A 23,212-nucleotide genomic window follows, 5' to 3' on the forward strand; every position below is an offset into this window, starting at 1 on the left:
GCCGGGGCGCGGCCTGTTACGCTGCCCCCATGCTGCTCGTCCTGAACGGCCCCAACCTCAACCGCCTCGGCCTGCGCGAGCCGGGCGTGTACGGCACGCAGACGCTCGAAGACCTGGAACGCCTGTGCGAAGGCTGGGGCGCCGAACTCGGCGTGACCGTCACCTGCCGCCAGAGCAACTACGAGGGCCAACTGCTGGAGTGGATTCAGGACGCCGACGAGCACGGCTTCACCGGGATCGTGCTCAATCCCGGGGCGCTGACCCATTATTCCTACGCCCTGCGGGACGCCATCGCCGGGCAACCCCTCCCCGTCGTCGAGGTCCATATCAGCAACGTGGACGCCCGCGAGGAATTCCGGCACAAATCGGTGACGGCGGCGGTCTGCAAGGGCAAAATCAGCGGCCTGGGCTTCCTGGGCTACCGCCTGGCGATGGAGGCCCTGACAGAGGGCGGCGCGTGAGCTGGCAGCCCTACGCGGCGAGGCCGGACAGCACGGTTACCGGCACACTCCTCCAGTGGGAGGGGGTGGGGGACGCGAACCACGCCCCGCGCACCCTGCTCGCCTGGCTGCCGCCTTCCTACGCGGACGAGCCGGAGCGCCACTACCCGGTCGTCTATTTCCACGACGGGCAGAACGTCTTCGACACGGCGACGAGCTACAGCGGCGAGTGGGAGGCCGACGAGACGCTGACCCGGCTGGCGGCGGAGGGAATCGAGGCCATCGCCGTCGGCATCCCCAACGGTGGCGAGCGGCGCTTCCACGAGTACAGCGCCGCGCCCAACCCGGAGTTGCCAGAGACGCTGGGCGGGGGCGGCGCGGACGACTACATCCGCTTCCTGGTCAACACCGTCAAGCCGCTGGTGGACAGCCACTTCCGCACCCTCCGAGGCCCGGAGAACACGGTCGTCATCGGCTCCAGCATGGGCGGCCTGGTCAGCCTGCACACCCTGCTCACCCGCCCGGACGTGTTCGGCCACGCCGGGGTGATGAGCCCGGCCTTCTGGACGGCTCCGGTCGAATCCTTCACCCGCGTGCAGACCAGCCCCACCCCCACGGGGCGCATCTGGCTCGACATCGGCGGGCGGGAAGGCCCCGACGAGCCCGAGCGGATGCGCTCCTACTGGCAGGACGCCCACGCCATGCGCGACCTGCTGCTGGAAAAGGGCATGGGCGAGAGATTGCGCTTCGTCGCGGACCCGGAGGGCAGGCACCACGAGAGCGCGTGGGCAGCAAGGTTGCCGGGGGCGCTCAGGTTTTTGCTGGGGGGCGGGCGAAATGGCGAGCGGTTTGAGCAACAAACTCACCGGGCAGATTGGGGAATTTCTGGTCTGCGCCGAACTGGGAAGGCAACTGAATTTGATTGCCACCCCCTTCGCCGGGAACGTTCCTGCCTTCGACCTGCTGGTGGCGGACGAGCAGTGTCGGTCCATCCCCATTCAGGTCAAGGCGGCGAGGGGACCTCAGTGGTTATCTCCTGCCAACAATTGGATCAATCTGGAGGTTGTCGGCAACAGGCAGGTAGACCATGGCGACCGGAAGCTCGATCACCCGAACCTGATCTACGTGTTCGTGGCTCTCGCAGAGAAAAACGCCGTACAAGCACAGGAGAGCACCAAAGATCGCTTTTTTGTCCTGACGCAACAGGACGTGCAGAACATCATGGCTCCTGCATACCGGGCGTACATGGAAGGCCGTAAGGTCCCCTGGTGTCGCCCGCGCAACCCCGCCTCTTTCGATGCGCGCTTGAACGCTTCTCAAATGGAGGGGTTCGAGAACAACTGGGACCTTGTTCGGCGCCAGCTTGAGGCCCAGACACCGCCCTCATTGCCCTTGCCCCCCACCCCACCCCTCTGATACCCTTACCTTTAGTGTCTCGCGCTTGGTAGGGCCGAGGCGACCGGGAGGCACCCGGAGGCGCACGCCTGAGCTTTCCCCCGAGCGGGGCGGGGCGCACTCGAAGCCAAATCCCCTTACTGGAGTTTCACGGTGAAAACCTTTGTTCCCAAGAACGACGAGCAGAACTGGGTCGTGGTGGACGCGGCGAACGTGCCGCTGGGCCGCCTCGCCACGCTGATCGCCAGCCGCATCCGCGGCAAGCACCGCCCCGACTTCACGCCCAACATCATCCAGGGCGACTTCGTGGTGGTGCTGAACGCCGAGAAGGTCGTGCTGACCGGCGGCAAGCTCGACGGCAAGATCTACACCCGCTACACGGGCTACCAGGGCGGCCTCAAGACTGAGACCGCGCGCGAGGCGCTGAAGAAGCACCCCGAGCGCGTGATCGAGCACGCGGTGTTTGGCATGCTGCCCAAGGGCCGCCAGGGCCGCGCGATGCATAGCCGCCTGAAGGTCTACGCGGGCGAGACGCACCCGCACGCCGCCCAGAAGCCCCAGAAACTCGAGGTCCGGTAAATATGGCTACCCCTGAACAGTTCTACGGCACGGGCCGCCGCAAGGCCGCCGTCGCCCGTGTGTTCCTGCGCCCCGGCGAAGGCCGCATTGTTGTTAACGGCAAGGAGTTCCAGGTCTACTTCCGCGGCCTGCTGCGCGCCGTCCACGCCCTCCAGGCGTTTCGCGAGACGGGCACCGCCGGGCGCTACGACGTGATCATCACCGTGGCGGGCGGCGGCCCCAGCGGTCAGGCCGACGCGATCAAGCTGGGCATTGCCCGCGCGCTGCTGAAGGTCAACCCCGACTTCCGCGCGCAGCTCAAGCCCCGCGGCCTGCTCACGCGCGACCCCCGCGAGGTCGAGCGCAAGAAGTACGGCCTGAAAAAGGCCCGCAAGGCCCCGCAGTTCAGCAAGCGCTGAGCCCAGTTCGACCTCAAGTCCCCTCCCGTCTGGAGGGGGCTTCTTGTTGGCCCCGGTGAACACCCTAGACTCGCGGGGATGACGGGTCAGGCGAGGGACAGGGCGCGGGGGGAAGAGGCGGCCACGAGCCGGGAGAGGCCCCTGGTGGACCTGCGTGGGGTCGCCGTCCGGGCGGGTGGACGGACCCTGTTGGAGGACGTGACGCTGCGGCTCCTTCCGGGTGAGGCGCTGCGGTTGAGCGGGCCCAACGGCGGCGGCAAGACCACGTTGCTGCGGCTGCTGGCGGGCGAGGTGGCGCCCGTGCAGGGCGAGCGGATGTACGGGCTGGGCGGCAGGATCAGCCGGGCGGCGGTGCGGGCGCGGCGCACCCTCTCGGTCGTCGGCCCCGACGCCGAGGCCTTCTACCTGACGCGGGACTGGGCACAGACCGTGCGGGATGTGCTGCTGGCGGCCTTCGAAGGAGACACCTTGCGACTGTGGGAGCCCACGCCGGAAGCGCTGGGGCGCCTGGAGGAGGTCGCGGCCCTGACCGACCTCACGCCGCTGCTGGACCGTGATTTCCGCACCCTCAGCCACGGGCAGAGGCGCCGCGCCGTGCTGGGCCGCGCGCTGATGCCCCGCCCGGAGGCCCTGCTGCTCGACGAGTTCACGGATGGGCTGAGTGCCGGGGCGCGCGAGGGGCTGGGGCGGGTGCTGCGGGACGTTCACGCCTCGGGGGTCGCCGTCGTCCTCGCGACCCACCGCCCGGAGGAGGCGCCGGGGCTGCCCTGGCGCACCCTGCGGGTGGAGGGGGGCCGTGTGCTGAACGGGGAACCGGAGCGGGGGAACACCCTTTCAGGCATCACCCTGCCCCCACCGCCCGGCTCGGGTGACCTCGTGCGGCTGCGGGACGTGCGGGTGTACCGCAATGGGCATCTGGCGCTCGGCCCGCTCTCGTGGACCTGGGCGGCGGGGCAGCACTGGCTGGTGACCGGGGAGAACGGCAGCGGCAAGAGCACGCTCGCGCGCCTGATCGCCGGGGAACTCCACCCCGCGCTGGGGGGGACGGTGGAGCGCCCCTTCCTGCGCCGCGACCTGCTGACCGAACGCCGCCGCACGGTCGGCCTCGTCGGGGCGGAGGTCGGCGTTCGGCAGCGGCGCGAGTGGACGGGCCGGGAGGTGATCGGCAGCGCGTGGGGCGGCACGGAGGGGTTCGCGTCTGGCCTCCCGCCCGAGCAGGCGGCGCGGGTGGAGCACTTGGCCGCGCACCTCGACGTGACGGACCTGCTGGACCGCAGCGCCGATACGCTCTCCCAGGGACAGCTCCGGCGCCTGCTGCTGGCCCGTGCCGCCGCGCATGCACCCCGCCTCCTCCTCCTCGACGAGGGGCTGGACTTTCTGGACGCGGATTCCCGCGCCCGCTTCCTGGCGCTGCTGCCGGACCTTGCGCGGGGCGGCACCCACGTTATGGTGATCGCCCACCGGGCCGCGGACGCGCCACCGGGGCTGACCCACCACCTCCACCTGGAGGGCGGGCGGGTGGCCGCCGGGGGGCCGCTCTAGCCCAGCCCCTCCAGCCGGTCGGCGAGCGCGTTCAGGTACTCCCCGAGCGCCCCCGGCGAGGCCACCTGCTCGTGCGCGTGCGGGGCGAGCAGGGGCAGGGTGCCGACCTGGACCGCGTGCCCGGCGAGTTCCAGCATCGCCTCGTCGTTGTCGCTGTCCCCGAAGGCGACGGTGCGCTCCAGCGGAATGCCCAGGGCCTCGGCGATCAGGGCGAGGGCGGCCCCCTTGTGCGCGCCCACGGGCGTGACCGTCAGGAACTGGGTGTACGGCGGCTGCGCGCCCGTCAGCACGAGGTGGGGGTGGCTCTGGCGCAAGCGGGCGGCGAGGTCCGCGACGCCCGGGTGGTAGAGGCCCACCTTCAGCACGCCCTCGCGCGGGGCCTCCGCGAGCGGGCGGAAGCTGCGGGCGAGCATCCAGGGCTCCGGCTCCCGCCCGGGCGGGAGGTCGATGTACAGGGTATCCGGGGTGAACACGACCACCCGGGCGTCCTCCAGCTCGTGGGCCAGCACCGCCTCCAGCTCGGCGGGCGTGAAGCGGGCCTCCGCGTGCAGCTCGCCGCCGATCTCGATACGTCCGCCGTTGTTGGTGGCGACCGCGTCGGGCTGCATGGCCTCGCGCACGGGCCGGGGCGGCGTGTCGCGCCCGGTGATAATCGCCAGCCGCACGCCCAGCCCCCGCAGCCGGGAGAGCGCCCCCGCCGTCGCCTCGGGCAACTCGCGGCCCTGGTCGGGGATCAGCGTGCCGTCGAGGTCGAAAGCGAGCAGCAGGGGCAGGTCGGCGGGGGGCGCTTTGGCAGGACTCGGGCGGCTCGTCACGGGCGGCAGCCTAGCAGGCGGGAGGCGGGGCAAAGGAAAACCGCCCACCTGTTCGGGCGGGCGGGGGGCGCGGCGGGGGTTACTCGCCGAGCGTCTCGACGGGCGTGAAATCGCTCTGGGCCTCGGTGGCCGTCTCGGCGGCATTCGCCGCCGCCTTCGCCTGGTTGGCGCGGGCGGCGTCCTTCATCACGCGGCTGCGGTCGCTCTTGATGCGGGCGGCCTTGCCGCGCAGCTCGCGCAGGTAGTACAGCTTGGCGCGGCGCACCTTGCCGCGCTCCAGCACGGTGACGCGGGCGATCAAGGGGCTGCTGAAGGGGAACACACGCTCCACGCCCTCGCCGAAGGAAATCTTGCGGACGGTGAAGCTCCTGCGGCTGCCCGTGCCGTTGATGGCGATGACCACGCCCTCAAAGGCCTGGTTGCGGGTGCGGTTGCCCTCGACCACCTTCGTCTCGACGCGCACGGTGTCGCCGGGCTGGAACTCGGGGTGCTCAGTCTTGATGTGGGGCTGCTCGACGGCGCGCAGGATGGCCCCACGGTTCACTTTCACGGTGCTCTGCATCTCTTTCTCCTTTGCCAGCGGACCACCCCACGTCCCGGCTGCACCGGGCAGAGGCGTTCTTGGCCATCTGTACGCACCCGCCTGAACGCGGGGCAGACCTTGGGAGTATACGCGGGCCGGGCGCAGCGCTCAAGGGGTCGGGTCGGGACGTGTGTTACTTTTTTCACCCTTCACCTCGGGCAACATGGCGTGCGTGCGTGAGTCTGCCAAGAAGAGGGACGCCCTGCTGGCCGGTGCCCAACTGGCCGTGAGGGAGCAGCGCCGCCGGGTGGCCGAGGTGCGGGCGCGCGAGCATGTCGGGGCGGCGGGCTGGGCCCAGACGAGCACCCTGGAGCAGATCATCCGCGCGGGGCGCGAGGGGCTAGCCGCGACCGACACCCTGCGCCAGCTCGTGCGCCTGACAAGCGAACAGGTGCGCGCCCTGCCGCTGGCCGCCGAGCAGGAACGCGAGGAACACGCCCGCGCCCTCTCCGAGATCGTGCGGAGCGGCGAGACGCAGATCACGGCCGCCGAGGCGCTCGAAGAGCTGATCTGCCAGGCGCTGGAGGAGGTCGCGCGCACGTCCGTGGACGAGGTCAACGTCCGGACCCTGCGGCAGATCCACGGCTGGGTGCGGGAGCAGATGGTCGCGCTGAACACCATCATCGAGGCCGCCCAGGCGCAGGCCGACACGCTGGAGCAGGTCGCCCGGCTGGACCGCCTGAACGCTGAGTACCAGAGCCGGGTGGACGCCCTGCGCAAGCTCGGGGCCGAGGAGGAGGCGCACGCCCTGGCCGTTGAGGGGGAACGCATCGTGGAGCGGTTGGCCGAACTCGACGCGGCGGGTCCCCATCAGCTCGGCGCCCTGACCCGCATCGGCGAGGCGGTGGCCGAACAGGTGACCGAGACGGGCACCTCCAGAGACGAGCAGGCCGAGGCCCTCGACGACCTCGCCCACGCGGCGAGCGAGAAGGCGCAGGAGTTGCGCGAGGGGTGATACGAACTTGCGGTGAGTCGAAGACGAGGGGCGAGCGGAGCGAGTGGCAAAGAAGACCGGCTGGCGGCGATGGAAGACCCTATGGCGCTTTCCCGGATGTTCTGGAATCAGAGCAAGTCGGTATGAGCCCCGCTCCCGCAAGGCGGCGTCCGGAGGCGACGGACGACCAGCGCGCAGGGACGCACTCACCACTCCAGCTGGTCAATCCGCCGCGAATCTCGGCCCCCGGCACGGTGAGGGTCTCATGGGGGGCGTACAATCCGGGACGTGAGAGACGCTCCGTTTGGCGTGCTGGACCTGGGGCTGCTCCCCTACCGGGAGGCGTGGGACGTGCAGCATGAGCACCACGCGCGGGTGGCGGCGGGCGGGCGGCCCACGCTGCTCCTCGTCGAACACCCCCCCGTGCTCACGCTGGGCCGCAAGGCGAAGGAGGGCACGAACATCATCGTGACGCGCGAGTACCTCGCCGCCCAGGGCATCGAGGTGCTGGAGGTCGAGCGCGGCGGTGACGTGACGTACCACGGCCCCGGCCAGCTCGTCGCCTACGCGATCTTTCCGGTCGGAAGGCGGGTGCAGGACTTCCTGCGGTTGCTGGAGGGCGCGACCATTGAGGCGCTGCGGGAACTCGGTCTGCCCGACGCGCGGCCCAACCCCGGCTACGCGGGCGTGTACGTGGACCCGCGCGAGATCAACGGACGCGAGTACGAGCAGAAGATCGCGTCCTTCGGCGTGGCGGTGCAGCGGAACGTCGCCCTGCACGGCCTCGCGCTCAACGTCACGACCAACCTTGGGCACTTCGACCTCATTGTCCCGTGTGGCCTCTCGGGCACGCAGATGACGAGCATTGAGCGCGAGTACGAGTTGCGCGGCATTCACCGCAGGGCCAGCGTGAACGAGGCCAAGCACGCCCTCACCCGCGCCTTTCACACCACCTTCGAGACCTACGACTGGACGCTCCCGGAACCCGCCGGGGCCGCCCCCGCCGTCACAGGGAGCCACGCATGACCCAGCCCAACCCGGAACCCCGTTTCATCAAGAACGGCATCTACCGCAAGGACAGTGTTCCCGTCCGCGACAAGAAGCCCGAGTGGCTCAAGGTCACCATCCCGACCGGGCAGGTGTACGGCGAGGTCCGCAAGATCGTCAAGGAACACCGGCTGCACACCGTCTGCGAGGAGGCGATGTGCCCCAACATCGGCGAGTGCTGGAGCCGCGGCACCGCCACCTTCATGCTGATGGGCCACATCTGCACCCGCGCCTGCCGCTTCTGCGCGGTGGACACCGGCAACCCGATGGGCAAGCTCGACCTCGACGAGCCCGCCAGCGTGGCCGACTCTGTGCGCCTGATGGGCCTGAAGTACGTCGTGCTGACCTCCGTGGACCGCGACGACCTGCCCGACGGCGGGGCGTACCACTTCGCCAAGACCGTTCAGGCGATCAAGCGCGTGAACCCCGAAACACGCGTGGAGGCGCTGACGCCCGACTTCGGCGGCAACCCGCACTGCGTGGACCTCGTGCTGGAAAGCGGCGTGGACGTGTACGCCCAGAACCTGGAGACGGTGCGCCGCCTGACCCACCCGGTGCGCGACATCCGCGCAAGTTACGAGCGCACCCTGGGCGTCCTCGCGCACGCCAAGAAGAGCCGCCCCGACGTTATTACCAAGACGAGCATCATGCTGGGCCTGGGCGAGACGCGCGAGGAGCTGCGCGAGGCGATGGCCGACTGCCGGGCGCACGGCGTGGACGTGCTCACCTTCGGCCAGTACCTGCGCCCCACCATGCACCACCTGCCCGTCGAACGCTACGTCTCCCCCGCCGAGTTCGATGAGATTCGGGAAGAGGGGATGGCGATGGGCTTCCTGGAGGTCGTCGCCGGTCCGCTGGTCCGCTCCTCGTACAAGGCCGAGCAGATCGTGATGGACAAGCCCGGGAATCTGCCTGACCACCTCGCCCATCTGGAGGGTGGGGAGCAGCTCAACCTGATCTAAGACCGGGAAGCTGGAGGGGCTGAGGCTGCATGCCTCAGCCCCTTCGCTCTGCCTGTCGCCCCATGGAGCAGCAACCAGAACGCGAAGAACCCGCAACCAGGGTGGCTGCGGGTTCTCTTTGGTACGGAAGGGCAGATTTGAACTGCCGACCTCACGCTTATCAGGCGTGCGCTCTAACCAACTGAGCTACTCCCGTGTCCTTTTTTTCGCACCGCCTTGGCGGGCGGGAGTCAATGTAGCAGGGGGTGCCGGGAGTGTCAACGCCCACACGAAGAAAGGCCGCCACCCCCGGCGAGATCAACTCCCGGTGACCTGAACTCCGCGCCAGAAGGCGACCCTCCCCGCGATCTGCCGCGCGGCCTCCTTGGGCTCGGGGTAGAACCAGGCGGCGTCCGCGTTCTCCTGGCCGTCCACACGCAGGGTGTAGTACGACGCAGTGCCCTTCCAGGGGCAGACGGTGTGGGTCGGGCTCGCCTGCAGATACTCCGACCTCACGCTCTGGCGGGGGAAATAATGATTGCCCTCCACGACCACCGTGTCGTCGGACTCGGCGATGACCTGGCCGTTCCAGATGGCTTTCATACCCCACTGTACCGCCGATGATCAGAAATAAACCGTCAGTCAATTGACAGGCGAGTGCGAGTGGCCTTCCAATGAGCAGGAAATGAAACGTTTCCAGAAGGTGGGGCGCAGCGGCGCCCTGGCAGCCTTGACGTTATCCCTGTCCGCCTGCGGCGTCTTCAAGGCTCCCGAGCCGGGGGGCAACGCCCGCGCCTGGCAGGACGAGGTGATCTACTTCGCCATGACCGACCGTTTCGCCAACGGGAACACGGCGAACGACAACGGCCCGAACCGCAACGAGGGCGACCGCGCCGACAGGACCAACCCCCTCGCCTGGCACGGCGGCGACTTCGCGGGGCTGAAGGCGAAGATCGAGGAGGGCTATTTCAAGCGCATGGGCTTCACCGCGATCTGGATCAGCCCGGTGGTCCTGCAGGTTCCGGCCATCGCGGGGCCGAAGACGGGGCCGAACAAGGACAAGCTCTTCGCGGGCTACCACGGCTACTGGGCCGAGGACTTCTTCAAGGTCGACCCGCACTTCGGCACGCTGGACGAGTACAAGGCACTGGTCCAGACGGCGCACCGGAACAACATCAAGATCATTCAGGACATCGTGGTCAATCACGCGGGGTACGACTCGACGCTGACGAAGACGCACCCGGAGTGGTTCCATACCGACAACCCGGACGGCAATCCGGCGACGAACGACGGTGATTGCCAGAAGTCGGCAAACAAGGACCAGGACTGCCCCCTGGCCGGGCTGCCCGACTTCAAGCAGGAGTTGCCGGAGGTCACGAAGTATCTCAACGACTTCGTGAATTACTGGCGCAATGAAACGGGCATCGACGGGCTGCGGATCGACACGATGAAGCATGTGCCCGACAGCTACTGGAAACAGTTTTTCGCGGCGGGCGGGCCGGGGGACCCCTCCAAGATCTGGTCGGTCGGCGAGGTGTTCAACGGCGACCCGAATTTCCTGGCGCACTACATGAACGACCTGGGCTCGCCCAGCGTGTTCGACTTCGCGCTGTACTTCGCCATCAAGGACCAGTTGTCGAGCGCGGGCGGCGATCTGGGGCGGGTGGCCGACGTGTTCGCGCGGGACGGCGTGTACCAGGACCCCACGCGTCTGACGACCTTTGTGGACAACCACGACGTGCGCCGCTTCGTGAGCGAGGTGCAGGAGCGCGGCGGGACGGCGGCGCAGGCGAGCGAGCGCCTCGACCTCGCCCTGAGCCTGATCTACACCTCGCGCGGCACGCCCAGCGTGTACCAGGGCACCGAGATCGCGCAGATCGGGCTGGGCGACCCCTACGACTACCCCACCGGCCAGGGCAACCGCGAGGACATGAACTTTGCGGCCCTCTCGCAGAGCAGCATCGATGAGCGGCTGGCGGCCCTGGCCGCGGCCCGCGCGAAGTACCGGGCGCTGACCCGCGGCGCGCAGCAGGAGCTGTGGCGCCCCAACGGTGGAGCGTCCATCCTCGCCTACCGCCGGGTCGTGACGGACGGCAAGGGCGGGCAACCCGTCGTTGTGGTCATCAACAATGGGGACACGCCCGTGGACCTCTCCACCCTGAGCGGGGGCGGCATTCCGCTGCTGGGCACCTTCGGCGGGACGACGCTGACGGAGATCACCGGGCGGGCCAGTGGCCTGAGCGTGAGCGGCGGGAAGCTGGTGGGTACGGTCCCGGCCCGCTCCGCCCTCGCAGTGACGGCCCCGGCGGGCAGCGGCAGCACGGGCACGGTGAACCCCAGCTTGCCGGAGGTGACGGGGCTGAGCGCCAGGGCCGGGGACAGCGCGGTGCAATTGACCTGGACGGCCTCCACCGACCCGAATGTCACGGGCTACCGCATCTACGCCCGCACCGGAAACGGGCAGGAGCGGCTGCTGAACTTCGCGCCGCTGCCCAAGGATCAGACCACCTACCTCGCCTCGGGCCTTCCCAATGACCAGGACACGACCTTCCGGGTGGTCACGGTGGACGCGCAGGGCGCCGAGAGTAGGGGCGCCAGCGTGAAGGCCACGCCCAGCAGCAAGAACACGGTCAAGGTAACCTTCACGGTGGACGCCCGCAGCCAGGGCAACGGCCCGGTCGAGCTGCGCCGCTTCGACACGGGCTCGCAGGTCGAGTACCCCATGACGCAGGTGAGCCGCGGCATCTGGAAGACGGATATCGACCTTCCGCTGTTCCGGGAGATCAAGTTCAAATTCGGCAATGACGGTCCCGCCGCCAAGAACAGCGGCTACGAGGGTCCCGGGCAGCCCGACCGGAGCTACACCGTGGGAACGAACGGGAACACCTACACCGGCACGTACGACTTCATCACCCAGCCGGTGCCGCAGACCACCATCGAGGGCAAGGTGACGGGGGCGGGGACGCCGCTGGCCAACGCGCTCGTAGAAGCGACGACGGCCAACCCCGATCTGAACTACGCGATCACCTTCCCGGACGGCACGTACACGATGTTCGTCCCGGCGGGCACCCAGACGCTGCGGGCCACGGCGAATGGCTACCAGGCCGCCCAGAGGCAGGCGACTTCACCGAACACCGGCGTGAATATTGACCTCGCACCGGTCCTGGCAGCCCCCAAGTACACCGTTGACGGCAACCTGAGCGACTGGAAGACGCCCAAGGTCAGCCTACAGAGCCCGAATGCGGGAGAGTTCGGTGCGAACAACAACTGGCTGACCCTCCAGGCGGACAGTGATGCTAACTACCTGTACCTGGCGTACACGTACCTGGTCGAGGGGGACAACAGCACCATCCTCTACCTGGATACGAAGACGGGTGGCGCCGCACAGGCCGACAATTTCGAGGCTTGGAAACGGGCGGCGACCTTCAAAGGGAGCATGGGGGGCGTGGACGCCTTTGTCGCCCGATACAAGGATCAGTCCGCTGAACTCCGACTCGTGAACAGCGACACGGCAACGCCTCAAGTCTCCGCGAGCAGTTACACGGTCGCTACTTCCGGAGCCCTGCCGAATCAGACCGTTGAGCTGGCAATCCCCTGGTCCGCCCTGGGCCTGAGCGGCGCCCCCACGAATGGCGTGAACGTGGTCGGCGGCATTTTCGGCGGGGACGGCTACGGCGCGGGTGACATCGTGCCCAATACCACCAGCACCCCGCCCGGCGCCAACACCATCGGCACGGATGCCGAGCAGCGCCGCGCCACCTTCACCCAGCCCCTCAACGTGAAGTGACCGTTTAAACTCTAGGCGGCGCGGGAGGCTTCCGACCACGGGGCCTCCCGCTTCTCCCACGCCGCGGCCTGACATGGGGCTGACACAAAGGCGGAGAATCGAGAGGATTGTCATGGTGCTGTCAAGATTCATGCCGAAGAACCCGCAATTCAGCGCGAAGTTCGCTGAAGCCGCCCGCAACGCGCACGCCACCGCCCAGGCCCTGGTGGACCTGCTGGAGAACTACACCGACGTGGAGGCCAAGGTGCGCCGGGTGCGCGACCTGGAACACGAGGGGGACCGGATTACCGGCGAGATCACGAATATGCTCGCCTCGTCGTTCATCGTGCCCTTCGACCGCGAGGACATCATCGCGCTGAACAGCGAACTCGACGACCTCGTGGACGACATGGAGGACGCGGCGCGCAAGCTCAGCCTCTACGGGGTCGAGCGCCCCCTGCCGGAGATGGCGCGGCTCGCGCGGGTGGTCGAGCAGCAGTGCGCGCTGCTGGCCCAGGGGATGCCGCTGATCGAGGACACGGGGCGCGTGCAGGAACTCGCGGCGCTGGCGCGGCAGATTCGCACCCTGGAGGACGAGGGCGACACCATCAGCGACGAGGTGCAGCGCACCCTCTACCAGGGCGTGACCGACGTGCCGGGCATGATCCGGGCGATGCGCGGCGGCGAGATCGTGAACCTGATCGAGGACGCCTCCGACCAGGCGCAGCGGGTGGCGAAGACCGTCGAGAGCATCCTGCTCAAGAACGCGTGAGCGGGGGCAACTGAGCGATGGAACTTGCCCTGATCGGCCTGATCGTCATCCTCGCGCTGGCGCTCGCCTTCGACTTCATCAACGGCTTTCACGACACCGCCAACGCCATCGCTACCTCGGTCGCCACCAAGGTCCTCACCCCCGCCCAGGCCATCGGCATGGCCGCCGTGATGAACGTGGTCGGGGCGCTGACCGGCACCGCCGTCGCCAAAACCATCGCCACCGACATCGTGCCGCAGCGTTTCGCCACCCTGGAACTCGTGGGGGCAGCCCTGCTCAGCGCCGTCTTCTGGAACCTGTACACCTGGTGGAGGGGCCTGCCCAGTTCTTCCAGCCACGCGCTGATCTTCAGCCTGGTGGGGGCGGGCGTCGCGGCGGGCGGCTGGGGCATCATCGTCCCCAAGGGCGTGACGAAGACGCTCACGGGCCTGGTGACCAGCCCGGTCCTGGGCTTCCTGGTGCCCATCGTGCTGATGGCGCTGCTCTCCTGGCTGGTGCTGCGCCACATGCGGCCCCGGTCGGTCACCCGCAACTTCCGCTGGCTCCAGATTTTCAGCGCCGCCTTCATGGCCTTCTCGCACGGCGGCAACGACGCGCAAAAGACGATGGGCATCATGACCTTCGCCCTGAGCGCGTATTTCGGCGCCCAGCTCGACCACGTGCCCCTGTGGGTGATCCTCTCGGCCGCCGCCGCAATGGGCCTGGGCACCGCCGTGGGTGGCTGGCGCATCATCCGCACGATGGGCTTCAAGGTCGTGGACCTCAAGCCGGTGGACGGCTTCGTGGCGGAGACGAGCGCCGCCCTCATCATCGAGACCGCCAGCCGCCTGGGAATTCCGGTGAGCACCACGCACACCATCAGCACGAGCATCATGGGTGTGGGCACCACCAAGGGTTTTCGCAAGGTGAAGTGGCAGGTCGCCGGGCGCATCGTGCAGGCGTGGGTCTTGACCATTCCGGTGTGCATCGTGCTGGGCTGGGCCATCCACAAGCTGATCCTGCTGACCGGCGTGTGACACGCCACACCTCCTCGGAGGAGAACGCCCCAGCTCAGGCCGGGGCGTTTTTGTCTTTAAGACAGGCGCACGCTCTCACCCTCGCACGCCTGGCCCCGCAGGAGGGCGGCCAGGACCTCCGCGCCGCGCACCACGCCCAGGCTGGGGCGGCTGAAGAGGGCGCCAGCGTCAACGGCCCAGACCTGCCCCCCATGCACAGCACGGGGGTCGCTTCGGTCGAGCAGGGTGCGGGCAAAAGCGACGTTCTCGGCCAGCCCGTACCCGCAGCACATCACCACGGTCACGTCTGGGGCGAGGGCCGTCACCTGTTGCCAGGAGGTCCGCCCCGAATCGGTGCCCGCCGCCCCCAGCACGTTCACGCCGCCCGCGCGCTCCACCTGCTCGGGGACCCAGTGGCCGCCGTAAAAGGGAGGGTCCACCCACTCCAGCGTCAGGACGCGCGGGGCGTGGGGGACCGGCAAGACGGCCTCCCAGCGGGTCTGCGCCTCCCTGGCGAGTGCGGCGCCCCTCTCCCCCACCCCGGCGGCCTGGGCCAGCGCCAGCACGTCTTCCAGAATCCCGGTGACGCTGCGGCCCTCCAGGCTCAAGACCTGTGCGGCGGGCAGGCAACCGGGCAGGTAACGTACCGCCGTCTCGATGGTCCCCGGCGTGACGGCGCACACCTCGCACACCCCCTGTGTGACCACGAGGTCCGGGTTCAGGCGGTCCAGCAGCTCGCCGTCCACCTGATACAGGGCGCGGCCCTCCCGCACCGCCTCGCTGACGGCGCGGTCGATCTCCGCCTGCGGTGCCGAGGCGTCCACGATGGAGCGGGTCAGGACGGGCCGCCCCACTGCGCCGGGATGGTCGCAGGAGTGGCTGACGGCGACGACGCTCTCCCCCAAGCCGAGGTCGAACAGCAGGTCGGTGGCGCTGGGGAGCAGGCTGGCGATGCGGGGGGAGGGGCGGGCGTCCGTCATGCCCCCAGGGTAGCCCGGGAGGGGCCGCGTTCTCTCTAGACTGCGCGTGTGTCGACCGCCGCCCTTCTCATCGTGCTGGCGCTGGCGCTGCTCGCCCTGCTGCTGGCGACCCGGCCCGGGACATCTAAGGGTCCACCCGCGGGCCGGAGCGCCGAGCGGTACTGGGAGGAGAAAATCCTGAGGCAGACGCGCGGCAACCGGGGGGCCTTGGAACGCGCGCTCACGGCCCGGCGCCGCAGGTATCCGCACGCCTCCCGGGCGGAATTGCTGGAGATGATCCACGACGAGTACGTGCGGGACCGCGCCGACTAACCGCCCACGCTCTCGCGGCTGGCCCACAGCTCCACCAGCCCGCGCAGGGTCAGCGTCTCGTCGTAATGGTCGATCTCGCGGCAGATGCCCTCGACGGTGCGGGCGAAGCCCCCGGTGGCGACGGCGACGGCGGGAGCTGGAAGTTCGGCGCGGATGCGGCGCAGCAGGCCGTCCACCATCTCGGCGTAGCCGAAGACGAGCCCCGACTGGAGGGCGTGGACCGTGTTCTTGCCGATGGCGGTTCGCGGGGCCTCCAGCGCGATGCGCGGCAGCTTCGCGGCCCGGGCGAAGAGGGCGTCGGCGCTGACCTGCGCCCCGGTGGCGAGGATGCCCCCGATAAAACGGCGGCCCCGCCCAATCACGTCGAAGTTGGTACTCGTCCCGAAATCCACGACCACGGCGTATTCGGAGGCGCCGAGATACTTCTCCGCCCCGAAGAGGTTGCACAGACGGTCGGCCCCGACGGCAGAGGGCTGGTCCAGTTCGACCGTCACGTCGGGGAGGCTCTCGGCGCTGACCTCGAACGGCTCGACCCGGAAGTGGCGGCGCAGGGCGAGGGCGTAGTTCTGCCCGACGGGGGGCGCGACGCTGCTCAGCACGGCGGAGCGGGGGGCAGCAGCGCCCGCCAAGCCGAAGAGGCCGTGCAGTTGCAGCGCCAGGTCGTCGGGCAGCATGTCGCGGTTGGTGCGGACGCGCCAGGTGTGGGTCAGGGCCAGGCTCTCGTCCGCCAGACCCAGCACGGTGCTCGTGTTGCCGATGTCCACGGCGAGGAGGGGGAAGGAGGAGGCGGGCACGGGGGGATTGTACGGCGGCCCGGGCTGACAGCCCTCACGAGGAGGCGCTAGGGTGGGGCGAAGCACAATTTGTCCCCGCCCTTCCCTGGAGGTTCCCCGTGGAGAAATCGCTGCTGGAGCAGCCGCTCGTGCCGCCCACCGAATCCCTGAAGGCCGCCGCGCCGGTCTCGCCGGAGGAGGCCGCCCGCCTGCTCGCCCTCGACCCGCCCGCGTACTGGCTGGAGATCGCCCGGGAACTGACCTGGTTCACCCCGCCAACGGCGGCGCTGGAAGGCGAACTGGGCGACTTCCGCTACTACCCCGGCGCAACCGGGAACGTCAGCGTGAACTGCCTGGACCGCCACCCGCCCGGGCGCACGGCCCTGCTGTACGAGCGGGAGGACGGCCTGCGCGAGACGTGGACGTACGGGGAACTGACGGACGCTACGGCCCGGTTCGCCGCCGCCCTGCAAGACCTGGGGGTGGAAAAGGGCGACCGGGTGGCGATCTACCTGGGCAACGTCCCGGAAGCCTTTATCGCCATCCACGCCTGCTACCGCATCGGCGCGATCTACTCGGTGATCTTCGCGGGCTTCAGCGCCTCGGCGGTGCGGGACCGGCTGGAGGACGCGCGGCCCAAGGTCGTCGTCTGCACGGACGCGACGTTGCGGCGGGGCAAAACGGTGCCCCTCAAGGCGACGCTCGACGAGGCGATGGCGGGGCTGGAGATCGGGCACGTCATCGTCGCCCGACGGGTGGACCGTGACTTCCCGCTGCGGGTGGGCGAACACGACTTCCACACGCTGCTGAACTCCACCTCCCGCCGCGCCGACCCCGCGCCGCTGGAGGCGAACGAGCCGGGCTTCATCATCTACACCTCGGGGACGACCTCCAAGCCCAAGGGCCTGGTCCACGCGGGGATCGGCTTTCTGGCCGGGGCCTACGCGAACGTGAAGTGGGCGCTCAACCTCCGCCCCGAGGACGTGTATTGGTGTACGGCGGACGTGGGCTGGCTGACCTTCCCGATCTTCGCGCTCGTCGGTGGCCTGGCACACGGCGCGACGCACGTGATCTACGAGGGCGGCATCGACACGCCCACCCCCGCCCGCCCCTACGAGATCATCGAGCGGTACGGGGTGAACAAGGTCTTCACCGCGCCGACCGCCCTGCGGATGCTGCGCCGCGCCGGGGACGAGCCGCTCGCCGGACACGACCTGAGCCGCCTGGAGCTGATCAGCCTGGTCGGCGAGCCGCTCGACCCGGAGACGTGGCACTGGACGCAGGGGAAACTGGGCGCGGGCCGCGTCTTCGTGAACAACACCTACGGGCAGACCGAGACGGGCACCGCGTGGGCGAGCAGCATGGTCGGCCTCACCCCCACCCGGCCCGGGAGCTGCGGCCATCCCCTCCCCGGCTACCGCGCCCGGGTGGTGCGGGACGATGGGACGGAGGCGGGGGCCGGCGAACTCGGTGCCCTCACCCTTACCGAGCCGTTTCCCTGCCTGGCGCGGACGGTGTGGGGCGACCACGGGCGATACGTGCAGACGTACCTCTCGGACTTCCCCGGCAGCTACGCCGCCTCGGACGCCGCGTTGCTGGACGCCGACGGGCAGCTCTGGGTGACGGGCCGCCTCGACGACGTGATGAACGTCGCCGGGCACCGCATCGGCACGATGGAGATGGAGGCCGCCCTCATCACCCACCCCGCCGTCAGCGAGGCCGCCGTGGTGGCGCAGCCGGACGAGGTGAAGGGCTCGGTGCCGGTCGCGTTCGTGGTGCCCAGGGGGGGCGTTCAGCCCGGCCCGACGCTCGAGGCCGAACTCGCGGACGCCATCGTGCGGGGCGTGGGTCCCATCGCCCGGCCTGCCCGGGTGATCGTGACGCCCACCGTGCCCCGCACCCGCAGCGGCAAGATCATGCGCCGGTTACTCCGCGACCTGCTCGTGAGCGGCGACGTGAAGGGCGACCTGACCAGCCTGGAGAACCCGGACGCCATCGAGGTCGTGCGGGAGAGGATTGCGGGGGACTCTTAAGGCGGGGCGCAGAAGCCTTGTCCTGCTAAGCGACTGCGGAGCCTCCTCAGGCCAGACCCTTCGCGTTACTCAGAGTTGAGCCTTGACGCAGGCTCCTCGCGACAGCCGCCCAGAAGGCCAAACCCTGAGGGCCTTCGCCTTCTGCCTTTGACCTGCTCTACCCGGGCGCTGCCGCGGCGAAATTAGGCAGGTTTCAGTCTCGTCCCAGACCGCTGCCGGGGGAAGGCTGATGAACAACGCTTCACGGTGTTGTCGCCCTCCCTCACGCGCCGGCTGTCAAGGTTGGGTATGAGTGACGACCTGAAGGACACGACGCCGCTGGGCAAGTCCGTGGAGGAGATCGAGGCGGCAACCCAGAACACGACCAACGCCCCGACCCCGGGAGAGGAGCGCCGGGAGGACGGGGGCGTGCCCGTAGCGTTGCCAGCGACCACCGTGGCCGGGCTGGGAGTGGGCAGCGGCGCGATGGTGGGCGCTGTGGGCGCGGCCCTGATCCCCGATGACGGGTCGGGGGGCGCGGGCAGCCATGCCCAGGAGACTGGGCGGGCGGGCGACGTTACCGACAACGATCAAGCCTGAAGGCCCTGCTACACGAGGTTCCCGCAGGTCGTCGAAACCCGGGGTTGTATCTCAACCCGGGACAACGCGCTTGTGGCTGTGTTGACCCTCTCCCCCCGTTGGAGAGGGTCAACACAGCCAGGAGTGAGGGGGCGGAGCAACATCGCCCCCTCAGCGCCGGTTCCAGAGCTGGGACGGCGTGGAGATCAAAGCCTGGCCGAAACTCACAAAACCTGACCCCTCCCGACTTCCGGGTTGGGGTGGCACAGTGACGCGGGTAGCCGTAGGAAAAGCTCCTGGCCGTCCGCCCCGGCTTTTCAGCAGTGGTGGACGGCCAGAACTCAACGTCCCTTACTGGAAGCTGCCCAGGTCCAGGGTCACGCTGTAGGCGCAGTTCGTGTCCGCCTCGGTGCGGAGCAGCATCTCCACCTTGTCGCTGGCGCCGATCCCGGCCTTCAGCGGCTCGAAGTAGTAGACCAGGGTGCCCGTCCAGGTGCCCGCGTCCTGCTTGAAGTCGTTCACGAAGCTGCGGCGGGCGGGCGCGACCATCTTGCCGTCCTTGCCCTTCAGCCGCACGAGGTAGGCATCGCGCGCCTTTTCGCTGGGGAGGCCGCGCACGTTGATGTCCACGCGCAGCAATCCGTCCGCCAGGCGCTTGCCCGCAAGGTCCGCCCCCAGCGCATCGGCGGCGCTCAGGTTCTTGAAGTTGTCCCGGGCGTCCACCGCCTGGAAATACAGTTGGTCGGCCTGCCCGCTCGCGGTGATGGTGGCGGGGCGGCTGCCGCCGGTGAAGTCGGTGGGCTTGGCAAGCCAGTCGGCCACGCACTGGTCACCCCCGTCAAAGGCCTTGACGACCCCTTCCCCGGCGGCGAACTTGCCGTCCTTCACGTTCAGGTCGATGGTCTGGTAGGTGGGCACCGGGTCGCGGCGGCCATACGCGCCGTCGATGACGTTCTTGGCGGTCGTCTCCTCCAGCTTGGGCACCCAGGCGAGCGCCGGGGCGGAGAGCAGGACGGTCAGGGCCAGGAGAACAGGTTTACGCATGTTGCACCTCAATTAGCAGGGAGGAATGACGGGGGGCTGACGCGCTCAGTCCTTGAGATAGACGACGCGGCAGGCGGCCCCCGCCGAACGGAACTGGGCGGCGGCGCCCGCGCCCAGCACGGCGTCGGTGTACACGGTCGAGTTGGGCGCGATCCGCGGCTGCTGGACGCGGGCGGCCTTCACGCGGGTGACGTTCTTGAACCCCCCGATCTGGCTCTCGGAGGTGATGTAGGTGTGAAGGCTGCCCTCCTGCACGAGCTGGGAACTCACGCCCTTGACAAGAGCGGCGTCCGGCCAGAGCTGATGGCCGCTCTCGTCATAGACGAAGCTGGTCATGTCGCGCTGGAAGTTGCCCAGGCCACGCACGTCCACCACGACGGTGCAGTTCAGCGGGCGGTTCTCGTCGCCGGAGACCGCCGTGCCCGCGCCACCCGCGCGGGCCGTCTCAATGCCGCCCGAGCCGCCCCCGGGGGTGGTCCCGGCCCCCGAGCCTCCGCCCGCTCCCGGTCGCCCGGAGGCCGGAGTGCCGCCGTCGCCGGAGGGACCGTCGCCGTTCCCGCCGCCACCCGTGCCGCCCCCGCGTCCTCCGGCGGGGGTGGGGGCCGTCCCGGCGTCGGGAGCCGTGTCCGAGCCGCCCGTATCGCCCCGTCCACCCGCTGCCGGAGCGGGGTCGGGAGCGCTCCCCGCACCATTACCCGTCCCCCCACCCGAGGTCTCCCGCGGGGAGGCCGGGGCGTTCGGGGTCGTCCCGCTGCTGCCCGCCGCGCCGCGCGACGGAGCCTCTGCCTGAGTGCCGGGGCTCGCGTCGCCCGGGGCGCTGCCGGAGCGGGGCGCCGGGCTGGCCGTGCCCTCCCCCGTTCCGGCGGGAGTCCCGGGCGTGGGGGCAGGCCGGGCCGTCTCGGCGACGGGCGCGCTGGAGTTGCCCTGTCCGTTCCCGCGTGTCGGTGTTGGGGCGGGGTCAGCGGCGGTGGAGCCGGGCGCCGGACTCGTCCGGGTCGCCGGGCTCGCAGGGGCGGCAGCCTGGGGTGTGGACGAGGTGGAGGGGCGGGTCGCCGCTGGAGCCTCGGAAGCGGGCGCAGCGGCCGGCACCGGGCTGCGCGAGGCCACCGGGGCGTCCGGGGCCGCGGCCTGGGGCGCGCGGCTGACGGTTCCCTCCCGTCCCGCGACGGCCTCGGTTTCGGCGGGGGCTAGGGTTCCGCGCGTCGCGGTCGGCGTTTCGGGAGCACTCCCCTGCGGCGCTCCTGAAGAACGCGGGGGAAGGCGGGCCTCGGCGGTTTCACCCGTGACGGAAGGTGCGGCAGCCGCAGCACTCCGGGCCGGGGCGGGTTCCTCGGTTGCGGTCGCCGTGCCCCGGGCGGGCGAGGCGCTTTCCGCCGCACTCGTGGGCACGGCATCCTCGCGGCGCGGGAGGGCGGTCACGGGCTCAGGGTCGGGCGCTGGGGCCGCCGTGGCCGCTACCGGGGCGGCGGGCGTGTCCGCGGCCTCCGCTTGCGGTTCCGGCTCGGGGGCGCGGGCCTCCGCCGGGGTCTCCTGAGCCGGGGTAGCCGTCCTCTCGGGCGCGGCGGGAGCCGCTTCTGGGGCCTGCGGCTGTGGGAAGGCCGCCGCGTCCCGGGGCACGGCGGACTCGACCCTCACCTGCTCGGAAGTCTGGGGAAGGGGCCGGATCGGTGCCGCCGCCGGGGCGGGGGTGACTGGCCCGCCGGAGGTTTCGGCCTCAGGTCGGGGGGCAGGAGCGGCAGATGCGGCTGGAGCCCTTTCCTGCACCGCGGGCTGCCGGGCTGGGGACGTGGGGTGAGGCGCCGGGGGAGTGGCCTGACGCGGCGGCGTGGCGGCAGGCTTGGGTGGAGTCGGCGTCCGAATCGGCGGGGTGGGCTGGGTCCGGGGTGTGGCCGTGACGGCAGGCTTCGCCGGAGTCGTCACCCGCTCGCGTGCCGGAGGCGTGAGGGCCGAGGTTGGCGTCTCCTCCGGCGGGGGGGCCAGCGTCACCACCTCCAGCGGGGCGCGCCGGAGGTCGGGCGGCGAACTCAGCGCCGGGGGGCGCAGGTCGGGCCGCGCGGCGAGCAGGCCCAGGAGCAGGGCGGCGTGCAGGGCCACGGTCACTCCGGCAGCGCGCATCCGCTCCCGACGTTCTGGGCTGGAAGGGGGACGGGGCGTAGGCAGCGTCATCATGCGGGTTTCACCGTTCGCTGCTCCGCGCGGAGCGGGTGCCCAGCGCCAGGCGTTCCCCGCCCGCCCGCTTGATCACGTCCATCACCTGCACGACCGTGCCGTAGCTTCCCCGCTCGTCGCCGCGCAGGCCCACCACGCCGCCCGACGTTTTCAATAGGGGCCCAAGCTGCCCGCCGAGCCTGGTCAGCGTCGTTTCCTTGCCGTTCAGAAAGACCTTCCCCTTCTGGTCCACACTCACGATGGGCAGGGCGGGCGTCTCCTGCACAGTCGTGCTCGCGCGGGGCAGGTCGAGGGGCAGGGCATTCTGCCGGGCGCCCAGGCTGCTCGTCAGGAAGAAGAAGATGAGCAGCAGCAACACGATGTCCACCATAGGGGCGAAGTCGAAGGTCACGCCGCTGCCCTCGCCCTCGCGCAGTCGCCGCCTCACCGCGAGGCCCCGCCCGCCGGGACGGCCTCAAAGTTCAGGGCGACCTCGGGGACCGCCTGGCGGGTCAGCGGGGTCAGGCCGCGCGGCGAGAGCCAGGCGGGCAGTTCCTCGCGCACCCGCTCGGCCTGGGTGGCGATGCGGTCGGCGCGGGCCCGCAGCGCGTTGCGCGCCACGTAGGCGATGATCGCCACGATGAGTCCCGCCGCCGTATTGACGAGCGCCTCGCTGATGCCGGTGGCGAGCTGCGCGGGCGTGGGCGAGGACGTTTGCGAGAACACCAGGAACGAGCGCACCATGCCGATCACCGTGCCCAGCAGCCCCAGCAGCGGGGCGACCTGCGCGGCGGTGCCGAGCGCCGAGAGCCCCGCGTACAGCCGCGCGTCCTCCGCGAGAACGGCCGCGTTCATGGCGGCCTGCGCGGCGTCCACCCCCCGGTCGGCCCGGCTGAGGCCCGCGCGCAGCACGGTGGCGGCGGGCGTGGGGTCGGCGGCCCGGTCCACCTCGGCCAGGGCGGCGGCAGGACCACTCTCAGCGGTGACGGCGCGCGTCCGCTCGATGAGGGCAGAGGGGTCGCGCCCCAGCCGGGCGAGGGTTTGGGCCCGCACGGCGGCGATGTATACGACGTACACGGACAGGGCCAGCAACACCCACAGCAGCGGCCCGGCGGCCTGGATCAGTGCCAGAAGATTCATTGTCCTCACGGGTAGCA

General features: G+C 70.1%; 23 protein-coding genes and 1 tRNA gene. 14 read left to right on the forward strand and 10 right to left on the reverse strand.

Features of this window, described 5'->3' with window-relative positions; translation table 11 throughout:
* Positions 1-29: 29 nt before the first annotated feature.
* From aroQ to DAERI_RS06360, 5 genes are all read left to right on the forward strand, one after another.
* Positions 30-461 (forward strand): type II 3-dehydroquinate dehydratase, encoded by a 432-nt coding sequence (aroQ, locus tag DAERI_RS06340; RefSeq protein WP_103128574.1) that lies wholly within the window; start codon positions 30-32, stop codon positions 459-461.
* Entirely contained in the window at positions 458-1,699 is a 1,242-nt protein-coding gene (locus DAERI_RS06345; protein ID WP_235610276.1) for an alpha/beta hydrolase, read from the forward strand. Before aroQ ends, DAERI_RS06345 begins: the two co-directional genes overlap by 4 nt.
* 289 nt (positions 1,700-1,988) lie before the next feature.
* Positions 1,989-2,414 (forward strand): 50S ribosomal protein L13, encoded by a 426-nt coding sequence (rplM, locus tag DAERI_RS06350; protein WP_103128575.1) that lies wholly within the window; start codon positions 1,989-1,991, stop codon positions 2,412-2,414.
* 2 nt (positions 2,415-2,416) lie between these two features.
* The gene (rpsI, locus tag DAERI_RS06355) at positions 2,417-2,812 is read left to right on the forward strand and encodes a 30S ribosomal protein S9 (RefSeq protein WP_103128576.1); all 396 of its coding nucleotides are present in this window, start codon (positions 2,417-2,419) and stop codon (positions 2,810-2,812) included.
* A 78-nt stretch (positions 2,813-2,890) separates the two neighbouring features.
* Positions 2,891-4,354, forward strand: a complete 1,464-nt coding sequence (locus DAERI_RS06360; RefSeq protein WP_103128577.1) for an ATP-binding cassette domain-containing protein — start codon at positions 2,891-2,893, stop codon at positions 4,352-4,354.
* On the opposite strand, the gene DAERI_RS06365 is transcribed toward DAERI_RS06360, so the two are convergent.
* A complete protein-coding gene (locus tag DAERI_RS06365; protein ID WP_103128578.1) occupies positions 4,351-5,169 on the reverse strand; it encodes an HAD-IIB family hydrolase in 819 nt (272 codons plus the stop codon). The two genes, DAERI_RS06360 and DAERI_RS06365, sit on opposite strands and share 4 nt — an antisense overlap.
* 79 nt (positions 5,170-5,248) lie before the next feature.
* Positions 5,249-5,731: a 50S ribosomal protein L19 gene (rplS, locus tag DAERI_RS06370; protein ID WP_103128579.1), complete on the reverse strand. Its 483-nt coding sequence runs from the start codon at positions 5,729-5,731 to the stop codon at positions 5,249-5,251.
* Positions 5,732-5,915: 184 nt separating this feature from the next.
* Here rplS and DAERI_RS06375 point away from each other — a divergent pair, with 184 nt between their 5' ends.
* From DAERI_RS06375 to lipA, 3 genes are all read left to right on the forward strand, one after another.
* Positions 5,916-6,707, forward strand: a complete 792-nt coding sequence (locus DAERI_RS06375) for a coiled-coil domain-containing protein (protein WP_103128580.1) — start codon at positions 5,916-5,918, stop codon at positions 6,705-6,707.
* Between the two features lie 267 nt (positions 6,708-6,974).
* The gene (gene lipB / locus DAERI_RS06380) at positions 6,975-7,712 is read left to right on the forward strand and encodes a lipoyl(octanoyl) transferase LipB (RefSeq protein ID WP_103128581.1); all 738 of its coding nucleotides are present in this window, start codon (positions 6,975-6,977) and stop codon (positions 7,710-7,712) included.
* On the forward strand, positions 7,709-8,695 hold the full coding sequence (lipA, locus tag DAERI_RS06385) for a lipoyl synthase (RefSeq protein WP_103128582.1): 987 nt from the start codon (positions 7,709-7,711) through the stop codon (positions 8,693-8,695). Before lipB ends, lipA begins: the two co-directional genes overlap by 4 nt.
* Positions 8,696-8,814: 119 nt before the next feature.
* Here lipA and DAERI_RS06390 read toward each other — a convergent pair.
* Together DAERI_RS06390 and DAERI_RS06395 are read right to left on the reverse strand one after the other, a co-directional pair.
* Positions 8,815-8,891: transfer RNA gene (locus tag DAERI_RS06390), tRNA-Ile, on the reverse strand.
* Between the two features lie 101 nt (positions 8,892-8,992).
* A complete protein-coding gene (locus tag DAERI_RS06395; protein ID WP_103128583.1) occupies positions 8,993-9,277 on the reverse strand; it encodes a DUF427 domain-containing protein in 285 nt (94 codons plus the stop codon).
* Positions 9,278-9,359: 82 nt separating this feature from the next.
* Here DAERI_RS06395 and DAERI_RS06400 point away from each other — a divergent pair, with 82 nt between their 5' ends.
* The 3 genes from DAERI_RS06400 to DAERI_RS06410 all read left to right on the forward strand — a co-directional run bounded on the left by DAERI_RS06400 (position 9,360) and on the right by DAERI_RS06410 (position 14,228).
* Entirely contained in the window at positions 9,360-12,461 is a 3,102-nt protein-coding gene (locus DAERI_RS06400; RefSeq protein ID WP_103128584.1) for an alpha-amylase family glycosyl hydrolase, read from the forward strand.
* A 112-nt stretch (positions 12,462-12,573) separates the two neighbouring features.
* Positions 12,574-13,212 (forward strand): DUF47 domain-containing protein, encoded by a 639-nt coding sequence (locus DAERI_RS06405; RefSeq protein ID WP_103128585.1) that lies wholly within the window; start codon positions 12,574-12,576, stop codon positions 13,210-13,212.
* Between the two features lie 17 nt (positions 13,213-13,229).
* Positions 13,230-14,228 (forward strand): inorganic phosphate transporter, encoded by a 999-nt coding sequence (locus tag DAERI_RS06410; RefSeq protein WP_103128586.1) that lies wholly within the window; start codon positions 13,230-13,232, stop codon positions 14,226-14,228.
* Positions 14,229-14,284: 56 nt separating this feature from the next.
* On the opposite strand, the gene DAERI_RS06415 is transcribed toward DAERI_RS06410, so the two are convergent.
* Entirely contained in the window at positions 14,285-15,187 is a 903-nt protein-coding gene (locus DAERI_RS06415) for a cobalamin-binding protein (protein ID WP_103128587.1), read from the reverse strand.
* Between the two features lie 48 nt (positions 15,188-15,235).
* Here DAERI_RS06415 and DAERI_RS06420 point away from each other — a divergent pair, with 48 nt between their 5' ends.
* The gene (locus tag DAERI_RS06420; protein ID WP_103128588.1) at positions 15,236-15,499 is read left to right on the forward strand and encodes a hypothetical protein; all 264 of its coding nucleotides are present in this window, start codon (positions 15,236-15,238) and stop codon (positions 15,497-15,499) included.
* Here DAERI_RS06420 and DAERI_RS06425 read toward each other — a convergent pair.
* Entirely contained in the window at positions 15,496-16,293 is a 798-nt protein-coding gene (locus DAERI_RS06425; RefSeq protein WP_103128589.1) for a type III pantothenate kinase, read from the reverse strand. The two genes, DAERI_RS06420 and DAERI_RS06425, sit on opposite strands and share 4 nt — an antisense overlap.
* 98 nt (positions 16,294-16,391) lie before the next feature.
* On the opposite strand from DAERI_RS06425, the gene DAERI_RS06430 reads away from it, so the two are divergent.
* A complete protein-coding gene (locus DAERI_RS06430) occupies positions 16,392-18,305 on the forward strand; it encodes an acetate--CoA ligase (protein ID WP_103128590.1) in 1,914 nt (637 codons plus the stop codon).
* A 288-nt stretch (positions 18,306-18,593) separates the two neighbouring features.
* Positions 18,594-18,884, forward strand: a complete 291-nt coding sequence (locus DAERI_RS06435; protein ID WP_103128591.1) for a hypothetical protein — start codon at positions 18,594-18,596, stop codon at positions 18,882-18,884.
* Positions 18,885-19,214: 330 nt separating this feature from the next.
* On the opposite strand, the gene DAERI_RS06440 is transcribed toward DAERI_RS06435, so the two are convergent.
* Genes DAERI_RS06440 through DAERI_RS06455 form a run of 4 tightly spaced genes read right to left on the reverse strand, consistent with a single transcriptional unit; the run spans position 19,215 to position 23,195 of the window.
* Positions 19,215-19,907: a hypothetical protein gene (locus DAERI_RS06440; RefSeq protein ID WP_103128592.1), complete on the reverse strand. Its 693-nt coding sequence runs from the start codon at positions 19,905-19,907 to the stop codon at positions 19,215-19,217.
* A 45-nt stretch (positions 19,908-19,952) separates the two neighbouring features.
* Positions 19,953-22,076, reverse strand: a complete 2,124-nt coding sequence (locus DAERI_RS21940) for a hypothetical protein (RefSeq protein WP_165794097.1) — start codon at positions 22,074-22,076, stop codon at positions 19,953-19,955.
* A gap of 7 nt (positions 22,077-22,083) precedes the next feature.
* Positions 22,084-22,503, reverse strand: coding sequence for an ExbD/TolR family protein (locus tag DAERI_RS06450; RefSeq protein ID WP_103128594.1), 420 nt, complete (start codon positions 22,501-22,503; stop codon positions 22,084-22,086).
* Positions 22,500-23,195 carry a MotA/TolQ/ExbB proton channel family protein gene (locus DAERI_RS06455; protein WP_103128595.1) on the reverse strand — a complete coding sequence of 232 codons (696 nt, stop codon included), beginning with the start codon at positions 23,193-23,195 and terminating at the stop codon, positions 22,500-22,502. Before DAERI_RS06455 ends, DAERI_RS06450 begins: the two co-directional genes overlap by 4 nt.
* Positions 23,196-23,212 lie beyond the last annotated feature (17 nt).

The sequence above is a fragment of the Deinococcus aerius genome, from assembly GCF_002897375.1.
In the GTDB taxonomy this organism is placed as follows: Bacteria; Deinococcota; Deinococci; order Deinococcales; family Deinococcaceae; genus Deinococcus; species Deinococcus aerius.

What these genes read in the sequence shown, in the direction of transcription:
- aroQ (WP_103128574.1), top strand. Translation starts at nt 30, where the DNA reads ATGCTGCTCGTCCTGAACGGCCCCAACCTCAACCGCCTCGGCCTGCGC.
- rpsI (WP_103128576.1), top strand. Translation starts at nt 2,417, where the DNA reads ATGGCTACCCCTGAACAGTTCTACGGCACGGGCCGCCGCAAGGCCGCC.
- DAERI_RS06360 (WP_103128577.1), top strand. Translation starts at nt 2,891, where the DNA reads ATGACGGGTCAGGCGAGGGACAGGGCGCGGGGGGAAGAGGCGGCCACG.
- rplS (WP_103128579.1), bottom strand. Translation starts at nt 5,731, where the DNA reads ATGCAGAGCACCGTGAAAGTGAACCGTGGGGCCATCCTGCGCGCCGTC.
- DAERI_RS06375 (WP_103128580.1), top strand. Translation starts at nt 5,916, where the DNA reads ATGGCGTGCGTGCGTGAGTCTGCCAAGAAGAGGGACGCCCTGCTGGCC.
- lipA (WP_103128582.1), top strand. Translation starts at nt 7,709, where the DNA reads ATGACCCAGCCCAACCCGGAACCCCGTTTCATCAAGAACGGCATCTAC.
- DAERI_RS06395 (WP_103128583.1), bottom strand. Translation starts at nt 9,277, where the DNA reads ATGAAAGCCATCTGGAACGGCCAGGTCATCGCCGAGTCCGACGACACG.
- DAERI_RS06400 (WP_103128584.1), top strand. Translation starts at nt 9,360, where the DNA reads ATGAAACGTTTCCAGAAGGTGGGGCGCAGCGGCGCCCTGGCAGCCTTG.
- DAERI_RS06405 (WP_103128585.1), top strand. Translation starts at nt 12,574, where the DNA reads ATGGTGCTGTCAAGATTCATGCCGAAGAACCCGCAATTCAGCGCGAAG.
- DAERI_RS06410 (WP_103128586.1), top strand. Translation starts at nt 13,230, where the DNA reads ATGGAACTTGCCCTGATCGGCCTGATCGTCATCCTCGCGCTGGCGCTC.
- DAERI_RS06415 (WP_103128587.1), bottom strand. Translation starts at nt 15,187, where the DNA reads ATGACGGACGCCCGCCCCTCCCCCCGCATCGCCAGCCTGCTCCCCAGC.
- DAERI_RS06435 (WP_103128591.1), top strand. Translation starts at nt 18,594, where the DNA reads ATGAGTGACGACCTGAAGGACACGACGCCGCTGGGCAAGTCCGTGGAG.
- DAERI_RS06440 (WP_103128592.1), bottom strand. Translation starts at nt 19,907, where the DNA reads ATGCGTAAACCTGTTCTCCTGGCCCTGACCGTCCTGCTCTCCGCCCCG.
- DAERI_RS21940 (WP_165794097.1), bottom strand. Translation starts at nt 22,076, where the DNA reads ATGATGACGCTGCCTACGCCCCGTCCCCCTTCCAGCCCAGAACGTCGG.
- DAERI_RS06455 (WP_103128595.1), bottom strand. Translation starts at nt 23,195, where the DNA reads ATGAATCTTCTGGCACTGATCCAGGCCGCCGGGCCGCTGCTGTGGGTG.